The 17,028-nt window shown below is 66.8% G+C and carries 24 protein-coding genes and 1 riboswitch; of the genes, 13 read left to right on the top strand and 11 right to left on the bottom strand.

The window, feature by feature from the left end:
- Positions 1 to 31: 31 nt before the first annotated feature.
- Positions 32 to 250: a hypothetical protein gene (locus PKE78_RS17745; RefSeq protein WP_271202257.1), complete on the bottom strand. Its 219-nt coding sequence runs from the start codon at positions 248 to 250 to the stop codon at positions 32 to 34.
- 152 nt (positions 251 to 402) lie between these two features.
- Between PKE78_RS17745 and PKE78_RS17740 the strand changes: the two genes are divergently transcribed.
- The 8 genes from PKE78_RS17740 (at position 403) to PKE78_RS17700 (ending at position 6,550) form a co-directional block, all read left to right on the top strand.
- On the top strand, positions 403 to 867 hold the full coding sequence (locus PKE78_RS17740; RefSeq protein WP_428981294.1) for a DUF411 domain-containing protein: 465 nt from the start codon (positions 403 to 405) through the stop codon (positions 865 to 867).
- A gap of 176 nt (positions 868 to 1,043) precedes the next feature.
- Positions 1,044 to 1,319: a metal-sensitive transcriptional regulator gene (locus PKE78_RS17735; protein ID WP_271202256.1), complete on the top strand. Its 276-nt coding sequence runs from the start codon at positions 1,044 to 1,046 to the stop codon at positions 1,317 to 1,319.
- Positions 1,316 to 1,729, top strand: coding sequence for a hypothetical protein (locus tag PKE78_RS17730; protein WP_271202255.1), 414 nt, complete (start codon positions 1,316 to 1,318; stop codon positions 1,727 to 1,729). Before PKE78_RS17735 ends, PKE78_RS17730 begins: the two co-directional genes overlap by 4 nt.
- A gap of 132 nt (positions 1,730 to 1,861) precedes the next feature.
- Positions 1,862 to 2,086: a hypothetical protein gene (locus tag PKE78_RS17725; RefSeq protein WP_271202254.1), complete on the top strand. Its 225-nt coding sequence runs from the start codon at positions 1,862 to 1,864 to the stop codon at positions 2,084 to 2,086.
- The gene (locus tag PKE78_RS17720; RefSeq protein ID WP_271202253.1) at positions 2,086 to 3,522 is read left to right on the top strand and encodes a TolC family protein; all 1,437 of its coding nucleotides are present in this window, start codon (positions 2,086 to 2,088) and stop codon (positions 3,520 to 3,522) included. The genes PKE78_RS17725 and PKE78_RS17720 overlap by 1 nt, the downstream gene beginning before the upstream one ends.
- Positions 3,523 to 3,536: 14 nt before the next feature.
- A complete protein-coding gene (locus PKE78_RS17715; RefSeq protein WP_271202252.1) occupies positions 3,537 to 4,940 on the top strand; it encodes a multicopper oxidase domain-containing protein in 1,404 nt (467 codons plus the stop codon).
- Positions 4,941 to 4,966: 26 nt separating this feature from the next.
- Positions 4,967 to 5,743: a copper-binding protein gene (locus PKE78_RS18520; RefSeq protein ID WP_309299124.1), complete on the top strand. Its 777-nt coding sequence runs from the start codon at positions 4,967 to 4,969 to the stop codon at positions 5,741 to 5,743.
- A 69-nt stretch (positions 5,744 to 5,812) separates the two neighbouring features.
- Positions 5,813 to 6,550 carry a MauE/DoxX family redox-associated membrane protein gene (locus PKE78_RS17700; protein WP_428981293.1) on the top strand — a complete coding sequence of 246 codons (738 nt, stop codon included), beginning with the start codon at positions 5,813 to 5,815 and terminating at the stop codon, positions 6,548 to 6,550.
- A 12-nt stretch (positions 6,551 to 6,562) separates the two neighbouring features.
- Here PKE78_RS17700 and PKE78_RS17695 read toward each other — a convergent pair whose 3' ends face one another.
- The 7 genes from PKE78_RS17695 to PKE78_RS17665 form a co-directional block, all read right to left on the bottom strand.
- Positions 6,563 to 7,000 carry an EamA family transporter gene (locus tag PKE78_RS17695; protein ID WP_271202249.1) on the bottom strand — a complete coding sequence of 146 codons (438 nt, stop codon included), beginning with the start codon at positions 6,998 to 7,000 and terminating at the stop codon, positions 6,563 to 6,565.
- A 3-nt stretch (positions 7,001 to 7,003) separates the two neighbouring features.
- Positions 7,004 to 7,381, bottom strand: a complete 378-nt coding sequence (crcB, locus tag PKE78_RS17690; protein WP_271202248.1) for a fluoride efflux transporter CrcB — start codon at positions 7,379 to 7,381, stop codon at positions 7,004 to 7,006.
- 92 nt (positions 7,382 to 7,473) lie between these two features.
- A riboswitch (Fluoride riboswitch) is annotated at positions 7,474 to 7,533 on the bottom strand.
- 29 nt (positions 7,534 to 7,562) lie between these two features.
- Entirely contained in the window at positions 7,563 to 8,168 is a 606-nt protein-coding gene (locus PKE78_RS17685; RefSeq protein WP_271202247.1) for a uracil-DNA glycosylase family protein, read from the bottom strand.
- Positions 8,165 to 9,049: a LysR family transcriptional regulator gene (locus PKE78_RS17680; protein WP_271202246.1), complete on the bottom strand. Its 885-nt coding sequence runs from the start codon at positions 9,047 to 9,049 to the stop codon at positions 8,165 to 8,167. The genes PKE78_RS17685 and PKE78_RS17680 overlap by 4 nt, the downstream gene beginning before the upstream one ends.
- Before the next feature lie 19 nt (positions 9,050 to 9,068).
- Positions 9,069 to 9,845, bottom strand: a complete 777-nt coding sequence (locus tag PKE78_RS17675) for an anti-sigma factor family protein (RefSeq protein ID WP_271202385.1) — start codon at positions 9,843 to 9,845, stop codon at positions 9,069 to 9,071.
- A 2-nt stretch (positions 9,846 to 9,847) separates the two neighbouring features.
- A complete protein-coding gene (locus PKE78_RS17670; protein WP_271202245.1) occupies positions 9,848 to 10,351 on the bottom strand; it encodes an RNA polymerase sigma factor in 504 nt (167 codons plus the stop codon).
- 18 nt (positions 10,352 to 10,369) lie between these two features.
- Entirely contained in the window at positions 10,370 to 10,783 is a 414-nt protein-coding gene (locus tag PKE78_RS17665) for a nuclear transport factor 2 family protein (RefSeq protein WP_271202244.1), read from the bottom strand.
- 174 nt (positions 10,784 to 10,957) lie between these two features.
- Here PKE78_RS17665 and PKE78_RS17660 point away from each other — a divergent pair, with 174 nt between their 5' ends.
- The 5 genes from PKE78_RS17660 (at position 10,958) to dps (ending at position 15,253) form a co-directional block, all read left to right on the top strand.
- Positions 10,958 to 11,380: a DUF305 domain-containing protein gene (locus tag PKE78_RS17660; protein ID WP_271202243.1), complete on the top strand. Its 423-nt coding sequence runs from the start codon at positions 10,958 to 10,960 to the stop codon at positions 11,378 to 11,380.
- Positions 11,377 to 12,774, top strand: coding sequence for a YncE family protein (locus PKE78_RS17655; protein ID WP_271202242.1), 1,398 nt, complete (start codon positions 11,377 to 11,379; stop codon positions 12,772 to 12,774). The genes PKE78_RS17660 and PKE78_RS17655 overlap by 4 nt, the downstream gene beginning before the upstream one ends.
- Positions 12,775 to 12,914: 140 nt before the next feature.
- Positions 12,915 to 13,409: a hypothetical protein gene (locus PKE78_RS17650; protein ID WP_271202241.1), complete on the top strand. Its 495-nt coding sequence runs from the start codon at positions 12,915 to 12,917 to the stop codon at positions 13,407 to 13,409.
- 24 nt (positions 13,410 to 13,433) lie between these two features.
- A complete protein-coding gene (locus tag PKE78_RS17645; RefSeq protein ID WP_271202240.1) occupies positions 13,434 to 14,585 on the top strand; it encodes a TDT family transporter in 1,152 nt (383 codons plus the stop codon).
- A 113-nt stretch (positions 14,586 to 14,698) separates the two neighbouring features.
- Entirely contained in the window at positions 14,699 to 15,253 is a 555-nt protein-coding gene (dps, locus tag PKE78_RS17640) for a DNA starvation/stationary phase protection protein Dps (RefSeq protein ID WP_271202239.1), read from the top strand.
- Positions 15,254 to 15,277: 24 nt separating this feature from the next.
- On the opposite strand, the gene PKE78_RS17635 is transcribed toward dps, so the two are convergent.
- From PKE78_RS17635 to sorA, 3 genes are all read right to left on the bottom strand, one after another.
- The gene (locus tag PKE78_RS17635; RefSeq protein ID WP_271202238.1) at positions 15,278 to 15,415 is read right to left on the bottom strand and encodes a hypothetical protein; all 138 of its coding nucleotides are present in this window, start codon (positions 15,413 to 15,415) and stop codon (positions 15,278 to 15,280) included.
- 74 nt (positions 15,416 to 15,489) lie between these two features.
- Positions 15,490 to 15,792 carry a SorB family sulfite dehydrogenase c-type cytochrome subunit gene (gene sorB, locus PKE78_RS17630; RefSeq protein ID WP_261405074.1) on the bottom strand — a complete coding sequence of 101 codons (303 nt, stop codon included), beginning with the start codon at positions 15,790 to 15,792 and terminating at the stop codon, positions 15,490 to 15,492.
- Positions 15,793 to 15,803: 11 nt separating this feature from the next.
- Positions 15,804 to 17,021 (bottom strand): SorA family sulfite dehydrogenase catalytic subunit, encoded by a 1,218-nt coding sequence (gene sorA, locus PKE78_RS17625; RefSeq protein WP_271202237.1) that lies wholly within the window; start codon positions 17,019 to 17,021, stop codon positions 15,804 to 15,806.
- Between the last annotated feature and the right edge of the window lie 7 nt (positions 17,022 to 17,028).

Genomic DNA, 17,028 nt, shown 5'->3' with positions numbered 1-17,028 from the left:
GGTTGGAGATTGATGACGGCGCCGTTTCGGGTCACTGCGCGATCACGCGGCGGTGGTCATGGCGGTTGCTCGCCTCACGGTCAACGCTGCCCGTCCGCTCGCCGGACAGAACGCTGAAGTCCGGCACGCTGTCGTAGAAGTCGGCGCTGTCGCGTAGGTGCTGGTTCGTCGAGTTGGCGGGCCCGGTCCCGGCGGTCGCGGCCGCAACCGAGGACATCAGGACGAGGGCGGCGGCGATCATGGTCTTCAACGTGGGTCACTCCCTTGTGGAAGCTCGTCTTGAGCTTGGGACCACGATGCGGGCAGGCCCGGATTCGCCGGGTGGAAAGTCCCACATCAGCGGACAACTGGACGTGAGCCGGGCGTGTGCGATGGTGCCCGGGAAAGAAGGAGGGGACGCCCATGACGATGGACCGCAGGACGTTTACGCTGGTGATGGCAGGGGCGGCTCTGCTTTTCCCGAGCGCGGTTCGTGCCGCTCCGGGGATGACCGTCCACAAGGATCCGACCTGCGGTTGCTGCCAGGCTTGGGTCGATCACGTCCGTGCGGCCGGCTACGAGGCGCGGGTCGTCGAGGTCCAGGCTATCAACGCCGTCAAGGCGAAGCTCGGCGTGCCCCCGGGCCTGAGATCCTGCCACACGGCCGCGATCGATGGCTACGTGCTTGAGGGCCACGTGCCCGCGGCGGCGATCGCGAAGCTGCTCGCCGAGCGCCCGAAGGTGCGGGGCCTTGCCGTTCCCGGGATGCCGATCGGCTCGCCGGGCATGGAGGTCGAGGGCCGTGATCCGGAGGCCTACGACGTGATGGCTTTTGGCGACGGCGAGCCTCGGGCCGTGATGCGGTTCCGCGGAGGCGTCGCGCTTTAGTACTTCGTCCGGAGGCAGAAGCTAGGTCCGCTTCTCAGCGGCCATGCAGTGTCCGCTATTGGCGCGTCTCAGCCGTGAGCGCTGGTCCCGACCTGACCCATTGCAGCCCTTGCGTAGGTCCGAATTCTGGAAAGCCACCCCTTGCCGATCATACCCCCATGGGGTAAGTCTCACGTATGCAGTGCTGCACCAAAACCTCGTGTGGGAAGCGTCTGAACCGGATCGAAGGTCAGGTCCGGGGCATCGCGCGCATGCTCGAGGAGGACCGCTACTGCATTGACGTGGTGACCCAGATCTCCGCCGTCCGGGCCGCGCTGAAGCGGGTCGAGGAGGAGATCCTCAAGGACCACGTCGGCCACTGCGTCGAGAACGCCATCCAGTCGGGCGACAAGGACGATCAGCGCCAGAAGGTCGCCGAGCTCGTCGACGTCCTCGGGAGGGTTCGCGGATGACGCTGCGCGCTCTCCTCCGCATGGCCGCAGGCGTTGCGCTCGCGCTGTTCGTCGTCGCGAACTGGTCGACGCCGAGCGAGGCCCATACGGGCCACGGCGCTCCGGGGCAGCGGACGCATCAGGCCGTAAGCGTTCCGGCCGCGAAGGCGGTCGCGGTCGTCCCCGTCGTCGAGCGGGCGATCAGCACCGCCACGCAGGACTGCGGCGGCCACATGGGCAAATCTGGCTCGGGCCAGTCGATCTGCTGCAGCAACACGTGTCACGCGGTCATGTCGTCGGACCTGATGGAGCTGCGCGCCGTCGAGGTCTCCCTCACGGTCCTTCCTGAACCGCCGTCTCCGGCGGAGGTCACAGGACCCATGACCCACGTCAAGCGTCCCCCGAGACCGTCCGCCGCGCTGGTCGGCTGACGTCCTCGCTCGCCTGACGCTCGCCCTGATCCGGGGCCTCGTCGACGGATCCCTGGACATCTGACCGACCGCGCGTGCCGCCGGCGCCTCCGCGCCATCGCCGCTTGCTCGTTCAGATCCCGGGGTTTTCCTATGAAGCCGCTCGTCTCGGCTGCCGTCGCACTTCTTCTGTCCGCCTGCTCGACCCAATTGCCGTCGCCCGTCTCGGGGCATGATCCCGGCGACCCGTCGGCTCCCGTGCCGTCCGCCCGTCCGGCCTCTGTCACGACCGGCACGGCGGACTATCGCCCGGTCGAGCCCAAACCGTGGCTCGAGCAGAACAAGGGCGTGACCTCCAAGCCGATGGAGGGCATGTGATGATCGCCCTCCGTTCCAGCCTCCTGAGGACCGCGACGGTCGTCGCGCTCTCGGGCGGCCTCGGCGCCTGCGCGAGCTTCACCAAGGACGGCGGCATGACGCCCGTCGCGTCGCGTGTCTCGCTCGAGCTCGGCGCGACGACGGCGAAAATCGCCACCCCCGCGGACGCCGTCGCCGTCAGGTCGCGCGTCGACCGGTTACTCGCCAAGCCCCTGACGGCCGACGCCGCAGCCCAGGTCTCCCTGTTGAACAACCGCGGCCTGCAGGCCGAGTACAACGTGCTCGGCGTGTCCGAGGCGGAATACGTCGAGGCCAGCCTGCCGCCGTCCCCGACCATCTCGATCGAACGGGTCACCGGCTCCGGCGACCTCGACATCGAGCGGCGCCTCATCGCGGACCTGCTCCAGCTCCTGACGCTGCCCCGCCGCACGAAGATCGCCGAGAGCGAGTTCCGCGCGGCCCAGTACCGGGCGATCGGTGCGACCTTCCGCACAGCCGCGGAAGTCAGGCGCGCCTACTACCGGGCGGTGGCGGCCCGCGAGACCGCTGCGTTCCTCGAGACCGCCCGCGCCTCGGCGGGAGCCGCCGCGGAGCTGACCCGCAAGCTCGGCGAGACCGGGGCCGCGACCAAGCTCAACCAGGCGCGCTCGGGAGCTCTCTACGCCGAGGTCGCGACCGAGCTTGCCGAGGCCAGGCTCGACGCAGCCAAGGAGCGTGAGGCGCTCACCCGGCAGCTCGGTCTCTGGGGCCGCGGCCTCGACTACAGGATCCCGGCGAGGCTTTCGCCGCTCCCGCGGCTCAAGACGCAGGCCGACGTCGAGGCGGTCGCGCTTACGCGGCGGGTCGACATCATTGGCGACAGGCTCGCGCTCGACGCGCTGGCTCAGCAGTACGGTCTCACCGAACAAACCCAGGCGATCTCCATGCTCGAGGTCACCGGCCTCGCCAACCACACGAAGTCCGCCGAGGGAGACAAGACCAACCCGAAGGGCTTCGAGGTCGCGGTTCAGATCCCGATCTTCGACTTCGGCAAGACCGCATCGACCAAGGCCCGGGAAGCCTACATGGGCGCGGTCAACCGGCTGCTCGAGAAGGCGGTCAATGCCCGAGCCGAGGCCCGCGAGGCCTACGCCACCTATCGCGGCCGCCACGAGATCGCGCGGGCATACCAGGGCCACGTGCTGCCGCTGCGCAAGGTCATCACCGAGGAGTCGCTGCTCCAGTACAACGGCATGCTGATCGACGCCTTCGAGCTCCTGACCAACGCCCGCGAGAACGTCGCCTCGAACGTCGCTGCGATCCGGGCGAGGCGCGACTTCTTCATCGCCGACGTGGACTTCCAGGCCGCCCTGATCGGAGGCGGCGGCGCCGGGGAGGCGTCGCCGGAACCGAAGCTCGCCTCGGCCTCCTCCGCCCCCGCCGCTTCGCCCCAATGACCGGGAGAGACATCATGACCGTCTCGCGCAGATCCTTCCTGTCCGCATCAGCGGCGGGCGCCACGTCGCTCGTCGCGGCCGCCGCGGTTTCGGGCCGCGCCCAGGCGGCCTCGATCCCGGAGGCCGCGACCATGAGGGACGCGACCATGCAGCCGCCCGTCGTTCCGACGACCGGCCCAGACTACAACCCCGTCGTCACGCTGAACGGCTGGACCGCGCCCTGGCGCATGAACGGCGACTGGAAGGAATTCCACCTCGTCGCGGAACCCGTGATCCGCGAGCTCGCCCCGGGCATGGTCGCGCATCTGTGGGGCTACAACGGCCAGTCGCCCGGCCCGACCATCGAGGCGGTCGAGGGCGACAAGGTCCGCATCTTCGTCACCAACAAGCTGCCGGAGCACACGACCGTCCACTGGCACGGGCAGCTCCTGCCCTCCGGCATGGACGGCGTCGGCGGACTGACCCAGCCGCACATCAAGCCCGGACAGACCTTCGTCTACGAGTTCCAGCTCCGGAAGAGCGGGACCTTCATGTACCACCCGCACGCCGACGAGATGGTCCAGATGGCCATGGGCATGATGGGCTTCTTCGTCGTGCACCCGAAGGACCCGGCCTTCCGGCGGGTCGACCGCGACTTCGTCTTCCTGATGTCGGCCTACGATATCGACCCGGGGACCTATGTGCCCCGCGTCGCGGAGATGACCGACTTCAACCTCTGGACCTGGAACACGCGTGTGTTCCCGGGCATCGACCACCTCGTCGCAGGCAAGGGCGACAGGGTGCGGGTTCGCTTCGGCAACCTCACGATGACGAACCATCCGATCCACATGCACGGCTACGACTTCAAGGTGTCGTGCACGGACGGCGGCTGGGTGCCGGAAGCCGCGGCTTGGCCCGAGGTCACGATCGACTGCGCGGTCGGGCAGATGAGGGCCTTCGACTTCGTCGCCGAGGTCCCCGGCGATTGGGCGATCCACTGCCACAAGTCGCACCACACCATGAACGCCATGGGCCACGAGGTCCAAAACTTCATCGGCGTGAACAAGAAGGACGTGGCCAAGACCATCAAGAAGCTGGTCCCCGGCTACATGCCGATGGGCCAGGCGGGCATGGCCGACATGGGCGAGATGGAGATGCCGCTTCCCGACAACACGCTGCCCATGATGACGGGCTTCGGCCAGTTCGGCCCGATCGAGATGGGCGGGATGTTCTCGGTCGTGAAGGTCCGCGAGGGGATCGCGTCCGGCGACTACAGCGATCCCGGCTGGTTCAAGCACCCTGAAGGACAGGTCGCCTTCGAATGGAAGGGCGACGCGCCGGCTGCGACGAAGGCCGCGCCCGCGGACGCCAAGCCCGGCGACATGCAGATGAACGTCGTTAAGCCGAAGGCCGGCTCCGGCGGGCACGCGAACCACTGAACCCGACGCCCAACAGGACAAGTCAGATGAAGACGTTCCTCACGCTCGCCGTGCTCCTCACGGCGCTCGCTCCCGTCGCCGCGTCGGCGGATCCCGGCCACTCGCATGGCGAGGCCACGGCCTTCGGCGAGCCCGGCGACCCCAAGAGGCCCTCGCGCACGGTCGAGGTGGTGATGAAAGAGACCGACGACGGCAAGATGCTGTTCGCGCCCGTCTCGATCGCCGCCAGGCGCGGCGAGCAGGTCCGCTTCGTGCTGAAGAACGAGGGCCAGCTCGACCATGAGTTCATACTGGCGACCCGTGCCGAGAACGATAGGCACGCGATCGCGATGCGGAAGAATCCGGACATGGAGCACGACGAGCCGAACGGCCGTCGCGTGGCACCGGGCAAGTCGGACGAGATCATCTGGAAGTTCTCGAAGTCGGGCGAGTTCAACTTCGCCTGCCTGATCCCGGGCCATCGCGATGGCCGGGATGGACGGCACGGTCGCCGTCAAGTGACCCCAAGGAGGCATTCGAACATGAAGAAGACAGCAACGGTCATCGGCGCCCTCGCGGTCGCCATCATTTCCACCGCGGCTGCGGCCGCGGACGGGACGGTGAAGAAGATCAACGAGGCCGCAGGCAAGATCACGATCGACCACGGCCCGATAAAGAACCTCGGCATGGACGAGCCCATGACGATGGTCTTCAAGGCGGGCGATCCCGCCATGCTCAAGAGCGTCAAGGTCGGAGACAAGGTGACGTTCGAGGCCGACCGCGTGAACGGCCAGATCACCGTGACCACGATCCGGAAGATGTGAGCGTCAGGGGTCGGCGGTCCGCCACGCAGGCCCGTCGGCCCGACGCCGCATGAAGTTCGAGGAATGACGATGAGCGAGAAGCAGGTGGCGTCGATCCACCGGATGGTGATGCCGGCGCATGTCTGTCCCTATGGCCTCAAGGCCGTTGACCTTCTTGAGCGGAAGGGCTTCGAGGTCGAGGACCATTGGCTGAAGACGCGTGAGGAGACCGACGCGTTCAAGGCCGAGCACGGGGTGAAGACCACGCCTCAGGTCTTCATCGGGGGCAAGCGGATCGGGGGCTACGACGACCTTCGGCGTCACTTCGGCCAGCATGTCCCCGAGCCCGGCGAGACCAGCTACAGGCCGGTCGTCGCGGTGTTCGCCATGACGGCGCTGATGGCCATGGCGGCGAGCCACGCGGCCTTCGGCTCGCCCTTCACGATGCGGGCCGCCGAGTGGTTCGTGTCGCTCAGCATGTGCGTCCTGGCGCTGCTCAAGCTGCAGGACGTCGAGAAGTTCTCGACCATGTTCCTGAACTACGACCTGCTCGCCCGCCGCTGGGTCCGATACGGTTATCTCTACCCGTTCGGCGAGGCGCTGGCGGGCGTGCTCATGACCGCCGATGCGCTGCACTGGGTCTCCATCCCGGTCGCGCTGCTCATCGGGACGGTCGGCGCAGTGTCGGTGTTCAAGGCCGTCTACGTCGACAAGCGCGAGCTCAAATGCGCCTGCGTCGGAGGCTCGAGCAACGTACCGCTCGGTTTCGTGTCGCTGACCGAGAACCTGATGATGGTCGCGATGGCGGTGTGGATGCTGTTCCGCTGATCGACGCTTCGGTCAGCCCCGATAGGCGACCAGCATCGCCCCGCAGGCGATCAGCGCGACGCCCAGCCAGTTGATCGCAGCCAGACGTTCTCCGAGAAACACGGCAGCGAATATGGCGACCATAACGACGCTGAGCTTGTCGATCGGCGCAACGCGCGCCGCGTCTCCAAGCTTCAGAGCCCTGAAATAGCAAAGCCAGGATGCACCAGTCGCCAGACCTGACAGCATTAGGAAGGCATAGGTACGAGAACTCACCGAATGCGGCTGTGGCCATTGCCCAGTCCCGATCACGATGACGGCGATCACGATCAGAATGACAACCGTCCGTACGAGCGTCGCATAATCTGAGGAGACATTGTCGATCCCGATCTTCGCGAAGATCGCAGTCAGCGCGGCGAAGGTAGCCGACAGCAGCGCCCAGAACGTCCACGAACCCACAATCGTTTTCATGTCTCAGGCTCCCGAAAGCCGCATCACCTGCAGACCCGCAAAGACGGCGGCGATCGATAGAATGATCGAGGCTGCGACGTAGGCCGCCGCGCCCAGTGTCTCGCCTCGCTCGTAGAGCAGCGCCGTTTCGAGCGAAAACGCCGAAAACGTCGTGAAACCACCGAGCACGCCTGTCGTCAGGAAAAGCCGCCACTCCTGGGGCAGTTCTCCCTTGATGACGAAGAGCGCCGCGATCAGCCCCACGGCGAAAGAACCTGCGATGTTGATCGCCATGGTGCCGACAGGAAAGCCGGCCCCAAGCCATCGTAACGCCGCGAGGTTGACGGCATGCCGAAGGGCGCCGCCGAGCCCGGCGCCAAGAAAAACGATGATGAAACCCAACTGAGCTTTCCTTTCCGCGTGTCGGAAAGGCTGCCGCCAGCGCGTCGCTGGAGCGACGCACGCTCCTGCGACGCGCGAAGCCACAAGCCTCTCGCGTTGCAGGAGCTATCAGCCTGACGGCGGTGTCGGGGAGCCCCATCCCCATCCCACGCTCGCAATCTCTCGTGCCGCTGCTCTCTCGTCAACTCTGCACGCAAAGTTTGGAGGCCGCTAAATCAAAGCCGCGAGCGAGCGCCCCGGCGGCCGTTCGATCCGCTGCGAGATTCGTAGGACTCGGATGCGGCGCCACAAGTGCGGTCAGGCCGATCTGTTGAATCCTGGCCGACGCGACCTCGGATGCGATCCCACCAAGCAGAAGCACCACTTCAAGCCGAGGTAGCAGACTGAGCAAGCGAGGCAGCTCATTTCGGGCGTCCTCGATATCGCGCTTTCTGGGCACGCCCAGACGGTTGCGCTGCCGAGGCAGGATCCAGGGCACGGCGTTCCAGAGCACGGTCTCGCGACGATCTATCTCCGAGGCGTCGAACAGCCGTCGAAGCGTCCGCGCAGTGCCGGTTGGATTGTCCCGGGACGTGAAACGGATCGACGCCGTGCTCGGCCCGGGCGTCGCTAGCAGGACGAGCAGGCGGGCGCCGACCCCGCCGTCGAACGGATCGAAATGCGGAACGTCGCCGTGGCGCTGGCGGAGAAGTTCCGCGTAGGCCTCAAGCGGAGCGACGTGAGGCAAGCCCAACGCATCGGCGCGCTCCGCGATCGCCGCGGCGTTGTCGAGAAGTCCTGACGTCACGTCTTCCCGTCTTGGAGCATGTCGAGAAAAGCCTGCGCGGCCTTCGTGACGTGGCGCTCGCGATGCCGCAGCGACAGGAAGCGGCGCGTCGGGAGCTGGAACGGCACGACGACCAGCGCCCCGGTCGCGATCGAGGATTTCGCGACCAGGCGCGACAGCACCGTCGCTCCCGCGCCGGCCTCGACGGCAGATCGCACCGCTTCGTTGGAGGCGAGCACCATGACGTCGAACTTTTCAATCGCGACTCCCGCCGTCTCGATGGCCGCCTCGAAGATCGCGCGCGTGCCCGAGCCCGGCTCACGCAAAGTCCACTCCGAGGCGATGAGATCCTCGCCCGAACTCGGGGCTGATCCGATCCATGGATGGCCCGGCGCGACGACCAGGACCATGTCGTCCTCGGCGACCGTCTCGGAAGCGAGAAGCGGATCGTCGATTTCGCCCTCTACGATGCCGACATCGGCCTCGCCGTTGCGGATGAGCGCCGCCGCATCGTCGGTGTTGGCGATCTGGAGTCTGACCTCGACGCCTGGATAGGCGCGCCGAAAGTCATGGATCAGCGGAGAGAGCCAGTATCCCGCGACCGTCTGGCTCGCGGCGAGCGCCAGGCGTCCGCGCTTGAGGCCGGAGAGATCTGTCAGCGCTTGCTCTGCGGTCGAGGCGCGGGCGAGCACGCTGCGCGCCTCGCCGAGAAACATTCTTCCTGCTTCCGTCAGCACGATGCTGCGCCCGACGCGGTCGAAAAGTTTTGTGGCGTAACGTGCCTCCAGCGTCGACACCGCGGCGCTAACGGCCGACTGCGTGAGGTTCAGGTCCTGTGCGGCCTTCGTCACATGCTCGCGTTCGGCGACAGCGACGAAGATGCGGAGCTGCTCGAGCGTCATCGCTTCGCGACCTCGCGCGTCACGCGCCGAGGTCCTTGTAGACAGCCTCTGCGATCGGCAGCAGGCGGTCGCGGTCGGCCTTGGCCGAGACCGCGAAACCGAAGCCGCGGTCGAGCCAGGTGAACGTGCCGACCTCGCCCTCGCGCATGAACTGGAATGCGGTCTCGGCGCCCTTGTCGGCGCGGACATAGACGGTGAGACGCGTGCCGGAGTCATCGTCGTACATCAGCATCGCAGCGGCGCCCGCGCCTGCGGGAAGGACGCGCCCGCCCATCAGGCGGAAGCCGAAGCCGGTAAGGTCGGGCGCCTTCAGCGGTTTGCCGATCCGCTTCGAGAGCCAGGTGATCAGATGCGCCTCGTCGCCGGCGCGGACCTCGACGGGATGCGCGATCTCGACCACGAAGGTTCGATAGGCGCCGACGGCGTCGGACACGAAGGCGACGGGCGAAGAGCTTGCGCCCTGGCCCGTCCCCGCGACGTCCTTGGCGACCCAGCCGCCTGCGCCGCCGAGCGCGACCAGCGCCACCGCGGCTGCGACGGCGCGAAGCTGACTGAGGCTACGCGCGCGGCGAGCGGCGCGGATGTTCGCGATCCTCAGCCTCGAGGGGATCGGCTCCTCGACCTTGAACGCGAGGCGCGCGCGCAGGTCATCACGCTGGCTGCGGTCCGACTCGACACGGGCGGCGGCGTCGGGGTGTTCCGCGAGCCAGGCCTCAACCGCGGCGCGGCGTTCGGGCGTAAGGCGTCCGTCCACGAGGGCGGCGAGATCGTCGTCGCCAACAGGGGCGCCCGGCATCGTCACTTCACTCTCCTCAGGTAGCCGGAGCGGCCGGTCTCGATCAGCGCCCTGAGGCGTGTTCTCGCGCGCGACAACCGCGACATGACGGTTCCGACCGGCACGTCCAGTACGCGCGCGGTCTCTTCGTAGGTCAGGTCTTCGACGCCGACCAGCAGGAGCACCGAGCGATGGTCTTCCGGCAGATGATCGAGCGCCTCGAGCGCGTCCCGGGCCGCGAGGCCGACATCCTGCGTCGCATGGCCGCCCGGCTCGTCGGCGGCGTCGAGCGCGCTTTCTGGCCTCCGACGGCGGGTGCGGATGCCGCTCACATGGAGATTACGCTCGATCGTGAACAGCCAGGCGCGCAAGTCGCCGTCGCGCCGGCGCAGCGCCCAGCGCGACAGCGCGCGCTCGAGCGTGTCCTGGACGAGGTCGTCGGCGCTCTCGTGGTCGCGCGTCATCGCATAGGCATAGCGCCTCAACTGCGGGATCAGCGGTTCGAGAAGGGCGGCGGCCTCGTCCAAGGGATCTGCTTCCTGCCGTCAGTAGGCGGCGTTCGGGTTCACCTGCCAGATTTCGTCCGCGAGCTTGCCCTCGCGCCAAACCATGACATAGCGCACCTTGACCGCGTTCTTGCCCGAGAAGGTGACGTCGGCCGTGACTGTCGAGCCCTTCGGGTTCATGGCCTCGGAGACGGACGCGACCTTGGCGGTCTGCTCGCCTTGAGCGGTCGAAAACTTGGTCCAGACGGTCTTGAGCTTGTCCGCGCCCGTGTAGACGCCGTCGAGCGGGCCGCCGACCCAGTGAAGCATGGCGCCGTCGGCGTAGGCGGACTGGACCGCGGCGACGTCGCCCTTGGCGATCGCGTCGATGCGGGACTTGGACATCTCTTCCGCGGGACCCGCGAAGGCAGGGGTCGCGAGCAGGAGAGCGGTAGCGGCGAGTGCGATGCGCATGAAGGGGCTCCGTCGGTTGAAGTGACTGACGAGCCGAGAGACGCCGCCTCAACGCCCGCTATTCCCAGCGCCTGAAAAGATTTCCGCGACCGCGTCGATCACGCGTCCGTGATGGAATGGTCCCGGACCGGCCGGCGTCCCTCCTCGCGACATCGATCTTGAAGAGGAGACCTCATGCGGATCGCGATCCCGCTCGCTTTGTCCTTATTCGCGCTGGCGTCGCCCGCTGGCGCAGAAGGCCTGCACGACCACAGCGCCATGACGCATGCGGCGCCGACGGGCGCTCAGGATCCGAAGGCAGCCGCCTACGCCGATGCGACCGCGAAGGCTATGGACCGCATGCATGCCGGGATGATGCAGGCGCCGACCAACGGCGACCCGCGCCACGACTTCCTCTCCCAGATGATCCCGCACCACCAGGGCGCGGTCGACATGGCGAAAGCCGCGTTGCTCGCGACCGACGACCCGGAGATCCGCAACCTCGCCCAGTCGATCATCGTCGAGCAGCAGTACGAGATCGACCTGATGAAGCGGCTCCTTGCCGCCAAGCCGCAGGCCGCAAAGGCCGAAATCCCCCAGCCCAAGGATTCGAAATGACCCGCACCCGCCTCGTCGCCGCGGCGTTTCTCGCCGCGACCGCTCTCACCTCGACGGAAGCCTTCGCGCTGCCGCAGGAGGGTGACCGCGTCTACACGGCCGACCAGAACTCCAACACCGTGACGGTGATCGATCCGGTCAAGAACGAGACGCTCGGCCAGATCAAGCTGGGCGACCCGCGGCCGAACGTGCTGAGTCCGCTCTACAAGGGCCAGGTCAACGTCCATGGCCTCGGCTTCTCGCCCGACCACAAGACGCTGGTCGCGGTCTCGACCGTGACGAACTCGGTCACCTTCATCGACACGGCGACCAATAAGGTGAAGGGCACGGCCTATATCGGCCGCAACCCGCACGAGGCCTTCTTCACGCCGGACGGCAAGGAGGTGTGGGCGACGGTTCGCGGCGAGGACCATCTCGCGGTGATCGACCCGAACACCTTTGAGGAGACGGGCAAGATCAAGACGACGAGCGGCCCGGGCATGACCATCTTCGCGCCCGACGGCAAGCTCGCCTTCGTGGCCAACAGCTTCAACAGCCAGCTTGATGTAATCGACGTCGCGACCAAGAAGATCGTCAAAGAGATCAAGGTGGTCTCGCCGTTCTCGCCCTTCGTCCAGATGACGCCGGATGGGTCGGAAGCCTGGATGACGCACAAGGACGTCGGCAAGGTCACGCGGATCGACGCCAAGGCGCTCGAAGTGAAGGGCGTCATAGACTCCGGACCGATCTCCAACCATCTCGCCTTCGGCAAATCCGGAGACAAGACGCTCGCCTATGTCACGATCGGTGGGGAAAACGTCGTAAAGGTCTATACGACCGACGACGAGGCGAAGCTCATCGCCACCATCCCGGTCGGCGCGCTGCCGCACGGGATCTGGGCGAGCGGAGACCGCAGTCGTCTTTATGTCGGGCTCGAGAACGGCGACGGCGTCGACGTGATCGACGCCGCCAGCAACAAGGCGGTGGCGCATATGCCGATTGGCCAGGCCCCGCAGGCGCTGGTCTACGTGCCGGGCGCGGCGCCGGGCGGCGGTGCGGAGAATCTGACGCCGCTGAAGAAAGCGCCCGAGAACCTGACGCTGAACCTGAAGGCCCCCGAAGGCTCGATGGGCGCCGGGCAGGTCGTCTCTCGCAATCTCGGCCTGATCGACATTCTCGAGATCAGCGCCTCGAAGCTCAAGCCCGACACGCCTTACGCCCTGTTCGTCGAGGGAACGGATGAGCCGCTGGTCGCCTTCAAGACCAATGAGAAGGGCGCGGCGATGGCCTCCGCGGTGGGGCCCGTGCGCGCCGTCGGCAAGGCAGCGGCGGGCGAGGCGAAGGCCGTCAAGTTCAAGCTCGTCGAAGGCGAGAAAGCCAAGGCGGACGGCGCCCCAGCGCTTAGCGGCGGCTGAAGCCAGAAGGCGCGCTTTGTTCGCTTGAAGCGAATGAAACGTGCCAAACTATTCGTTGGAACGATTGGATGGCGGTTTCTACCTTTCATGCAGGAACCGGGACGCACTGAGCGCCCCGCCAGCAAACAAGGAGAGCCGCCATGACAGCCGTCGCTTTTCGGGCTCCTGCACGCGAACCCACAGCGCGAGCGATCGACCGCAGGAAGATCGTGCGGACGTCGTCCGACGTCGCCCGCCCGCTCGCGGACGCGCCGCGCCTTCCTGCCACCCGCATCCATCCGCTCGCGATCTGGACCCCTCTCGCCGCCTATTCGTGGCTTATCGTCGCCGCCTGCGTGACGTCCGCCGGCGGCGAGACTTCGCTCGTGCTCGCCTTTGTGGTGCTGATCAGCGTGATGTTCCTCGGCGGCATGGCGCTTCCGGCCTTCATGGGCCGCAACATGGAGCCGGAGCGCGAACAGGACCGCAGCTTCCGTGCGTTCTGGAACGGCGAGGCCGACATCGCGACGGGGCGGATCAGCGGACGCGCAGCCTTCTGGCAGGTCGGATCGCTAGCCATCGCGCTCGCGATCGGCGGAACCGCGATCCTCGTCGTCGCCCATATGGCCGCGGTCGCCGCCGGCCCCACCATCTGACCAGAGACCAACGAGGAGCGTCCAATGACCTTCGAACAGGCCCGCCTCGTCGCGACAGGCATCCATCCGCTGTCGCGCCTCGACAACCCCCGCGAGGTCGTGCGGCAGTTCACGCCGAACTGGTTCGCGGCCACGATGGGCACCGGCATCCTCGCGATCGCGCTGTCGCAGTTTGGCAAGGACGTTCCGGCGCTGATGGTGGTCGCCGAAGGGCTCTGGCTCTTCAACATCGGCCTGTTCGCGCTGTTTACGGGCCTCTACGCTGCGCGCTGGATTTTCTTCTTCGACGGCGCGCGGCGGATCTTCGGGCATTCGGTCGTGTCGATGTTCTTCGGCTGCATTCCGATGGGCCTCGCAACCATCATCAACGGGTTTCTCATCTTCGGCGTCGCGCGCTGGGGAGACGCCGCGGTCGGGATCGCCCACGCGCTGTGGTGGATCGACGTCGCCCTGTCGATCGTCTGCGGGATCGCGATCCCCTACATGATGTTCACCCGCCAGGAGCACTCGATCGAGCAGATGACGGCGGTCTGGCTGCTGCCGGTGGTCGCCTGCGAGGTCGCAGCGGTCTCGGGCGGCCTGCTGATCCCGCATCTCACTGAGGCCTCGCTTCGGCTCGACGTGCTGGTCGTCTCCTACGTCCTGTGGTCGCTCTCCGTGCCGCTCGCCATGAGCATGCTGGTGGTGTTGCTGCTGAGAATGGTCCTGCACAACCTGCCGCATGTCTCGATGGCGACGACGAGCTGGCTCGCGCTCGGCCCGATCGGGACCGGGGCGCTCGGCATGCTCGTCCTCGGCCACGCCGCGCCGGAGATCCTCGCCGCGAGCGGGCTCGGCCAGTTCGGCCTGATCGCGGAGGGCGTCGGGCTTGTGGCGGGACTGCTGCTGTGGGGTTACGGCCTGTGGTGGCTCGCGATGGCGCTGCTGATCACGTTCCGCTACCTGCGGGAGGGGCTGCCGTTCAACCTCGGCTGGTGGGGCTACACCTTTCCGCTCGGCGTTTACGCGGTCGCGACACTCAGGCTCGGAAGCGTCCTGCCGATCCCGGCCATCCACGGCTTCGGCGTCGTCCTGGTCGCAGCGCTCGCGTGCCTTTGGCTGATCGTCGGCGCCCGCACCGTCCGCGGCGCCTGGCGAGGCGACCTGTTCGTGGCGCCCTGCCTGAAGAGCGCCTGACGGACAGGGGGAACGAGCCGTTCCCGCGCTCGTTGTGGTCGCGACATCACGGGCCTGTCATCCCATCGACCGACCGAGATCCAAGTTCAAACATTCGAAGAAGGCTGAGACACATGTCCACCAAGACCAAGACTGGCAAGACGATCCACGACCACAAGACCCGCAACGCGACCCCCTCGAACGCGCGGAAGGTCTCGATCGAACTGCTGAACGCGCGACTCGTAGACGGGATCGATCTAGCGCTGGCGGTGAAGCAGGCGCACTGGAACCTCAAGGGACCGGACTTTATCGGCGTCCATCTGATGCTGGACGGGTTCCGCGACGAACTCGACGACCTGAACGACAAGGTCGCCGAACGCGCCGTTCAGCTCGGCGCGACAGCGATCGGCACCGCGACCGAGGTCGCCGAGCGCTCGGCGCTCGCGCCCTATCCGACCGACGCCTACGCGATCGCCGACCACATCGCAGCGCTCATTGACCGCTATGCGGCCTACGCCAACGCCATCCGGGAGAACGTCGATCAGACCGATGAGGCGGGCGACGCGGGCACATCGGATCTCTTCACCGAGGTGTCGCGCGCCGTCGACAAACAGCTCTGGTTCCTCGAGGCCCACGTCCAGGAACCGACCGGCGAGATGCGCGACGGCGACGGCAAGGGCAAGCGCTGAGGCGTCGATTTCCGTGAAGCGACTTCAGACGATCCAGAACCAAATGGCGGCGACGGCCACAATCGCCAGTACGATCGAGACCAGCAACACCCAGCGCATGTGACCGCTGGTCTCGCCCTGTCGCGCTTCGTTCGTGGTCTCGGTGATCTGGGGATCGGTCATGAGGTTCCTTGCATAAGGCGCGACGTCACGCCGGCCGGAGACCAACTCCGCGCCGGCGCTTTCGTTCGGTACGTTCAGTAGGTCTTCTCGAGGTAGTCGACGATCGCCTTGGCGTCGGTCTCTTCGATCGGCGCCTTGTAGGTGTGGATCATCTTCGTGACTTCAGCCTCCCAGAACGCGCGGCCCTTCTTCGGCGGCTGGGCGTTGATGTAGTCCGCCGAATGACAGGACATGCAGTTGTCCTGCGCCGCCTCGACGCCGGGTCCTTGCTTGAACTCTGCCGTCTCGTCCGGGAGCTGGTAGGTTTTCGGTTCGGCCGACGCCGCGCCTGCGGCGAGCACTCCGACGAGGCCGAGGGCGATTGTGAAATGTCTCATCCGATCCTCCCTCACGCTGCCGCCACGACGCGCGTGGTCTCGACCACGTTGCGCATATAGCCTGGCGGGTTCCACAGCGGCGACGTCGGCTGGGTCTCCCCGCCATTGCTGGTCGCGCGGACCATGATGGTCGCTTCGCCGGAGGGCAGCGTCGCCTTCGAGGTCCACTGGCGGAACGAGTATTTGCCGAGGTCCTCGCCGAGCTTCGCCGGAGCCCACGTCTTGCCGCCGTCCACGGAGGTCTCGACCGACTTGATCCCGGTCCCGCCGTCGAACGCGATCCCGCGGAGCTCGGCGTCGCCCGCCTTCACCTTCGCGCCGTCGAGCACGTTGGTGACGAAGGAGCGCACGTTGAAGCGTCCGATCGGCTTGGTCTTGTCGGGCTTCTGGCCGGCCTCGACGCAGGCGCAGTCGTTGTCGGGAATGCGGTAGGCGGATTTCATCCAGAAGCCGTCGAATGGCTGGTCCAGCACCGTGATGGTGGCGAGATGCTTGACCCAGTAGGTGCCGAAACGCCCGGGCACGACGAGGCGCACCGGAAAACCGTTCAGCCAGGGCAGGTCCTCGCCGTTCATCTGGTAGGCGAGCATCACTTCGCCGTCGCGTGCGTGGTCGATCTCGAGCGCCTTCACGAAGTCGGGCGTCGCCGGGATGACCGGCTTGTCGAGCCCGTCGAACGAGACCTGCATGGCGCCGGCCTGGACGCCTGCCTTGTCGAGCACGGCTTTGAGCGGCACGCCCTTCCACTTGGCGTTACCCATCGCGCCGTTGGCGAGCTGGCCACCGGCCACCCGTGGGTCGACAAAGCCGCGGCTGTTGCCCGAGCATTGGTGGACCGCGACGAGCTCGACAGCGTCCATCTTCTTAAGATCATCGAGCGAGAGCGACAGCGGATTGTCGACCTTGCCCTTCACCTCGATCCTATAGGCCGCGGGGTCGATCGAGAGCGGCACGCCTGCAAGGTGGTAGCGCACGAAGAAGGCGTCGTTCGGCGTCAGGACGCCCTCGTCAAATACCGAGAACGGCGTCTCGAGCTGCGGCGGGCGAGCGGTCAGCTGGATCAGCGGGCGCTTGCCCGGATACTGCACGAGCTTTCGCTCGCCATTGGCGAAGGGCAGCGTGACGGTCTCTGCCGCGAAGGCCTTCAGCGGCGATCCAGCGATCGCAAGCCCTGAAAACCCAAGCGCCATGCCGCCGGCGGATTTCAGCATCCGTCGTCTGTCGAACATGGTCGTC

Source organism: Methylopila turkensis (assembly GCF_027922325.1).
Taxonomy (GTDB): Bacteria; Pseudomonadota; Alphaproteobacteria; order Rhizobiales; family Methylopilaceae; genus Methylopila; species Methylopila turkensis.
Note: the sequence above shows the minus strand (reverse complement) of the source record. Positions and strands in the feature narration are given on the sequence as shown.

Coding starts and splice junctions, on each gene's coding strand:
- PKE78_RS17740 (WP_428981294.1), top strand. CDS start 403: ATGACGATGGACCGCAGGACGTTTACGCTGGTGATGGCAGGGGCGGCT.
- PKE78_RS17735 (WP_271202256.1), top strand. CDS start 1,044: ATGCAGTGCTGCACCAAAACCTCGTGTGGGAAGCGTCTGAACCGGATC.
- PKE78_RS17730 (WP_271202255.1), top strand. CDS start 1,316: ATGACGCTGCGCGCTCTCCTCCGCATGGCCGCAGGCGTTGCGCTCGCG.
- PKE78_RS17725 (WP_271202254.1), top strand. CDS start 1,862: ATGAAGCCGCTCGTCTCGGCTGCCGTCGCACTTCTTCTGTCCGCCTGC.
- PKE78_RS17720 (WP_271202253.1), top strand. CDS start 2,086: ATGATCGCCCTCCGTTCCAGCCTCCTGAGGACCGCGACGGTCGTCGCG.
- PKE78_RS17715 (WP_271202252.1), top strand. CDS start 3,537: ATGACCGTCTCGCGCAGATCCTTCCTGTCCGCATCAGCGGCGGGCGCC.
- PKE78_RS18520 (WP_309299124.1), top strand. CDS start 4,967: ATGAAGACGTTCCTCACGCTCGCCGTGCTCCTCACGGCGCTCGCTCCC.
- PKE78_RS17700 (WP_428981293.1), top strand. CDS start 5,813: ATGAGCGAGAAGCAGGTGGCGTCGATCCACCGGATGGTGATGCCGGCG.
- PKE78_RS17695 (WP_271202249.1), bottom strand. CDS start 7,000: ATGAAAACGATTGTGGGTTCGTGGACGTTCTGGGCGCTGCTGTCGGCT.
- PKE78_RS17680 (WP_271202246.1), bottom strand. CDS start 9,049: ATGACGCTCGAGCAGCTCCGCATCTTCGTCGCTGTCGCCGAACGCGAG.
- PKE78_RS17675 (WP_271202385.1), bottom strand. CDS start 9,845: ATGCCGGGCGCCCCTGTTGGCGACGACGATCTCGCCGCCCTCGTGGAC.
- PKE78_RS17665 (WP_271202244.1), bottom strand. CDS start 10,783: ATGCGCATCGCACTCGCCGCTACCGCTCTCCTGCTCGCGACCCCTGCC.
- PKE78_RS17660 (WP_271202243.1), top strand. CDS start 10,958: ATGCGGATCGCGATCCCGCTCGCTTTGTCCTTATTCGCGCTGGCGTCG.
- PKE78_RS17655 (WP_271202242.1), top strand. CDS start 11,377: ATGACCCGCACCCGCCTCGTCGCCGCGGCGTTTCTCGCCGCGACCGCT.
- PKE78_RS17650 (WP_271202241.1), top strand. CDS start 12,915: ATGACAGCCGTCGCTTTTCGGGCTCCTGCACGCGAACCCACAGCGCGA.
- PKE78_RS17645 (WP_271202240.1), top strand. CDS start 13,434: ATGACCTTCGAACAGGCCCGCCTCGTCGCGACAGGCATCCATCCGCTG.
- dps (WP_271202239.1), top strand. CDS start 14,699: ATGTCCACCAAGACCAAGACTGGCAAGACGATCCACGACCACAAGACC.
- PKE78_RS17635 (WP_271202238.1), bottom strand. CDS start 15,415: ATGACCGATCCCCAGATCACCGAGACCACGAACGAAGCGCGACAGGGC.
- sorB (WP_261405074.1), bottom strand. CDS start 15,792: ATGAGACATTTCACAATCGCCCTCGGCCTCGTCGGAGTGCTCGCCGCA.
- sorA (WP_271202237.1), bottom strand. CDS start 17,021: ATGTTCGACAGACGACGGATGCTGAAATCCGCCGGCGGCATGGCGCTT.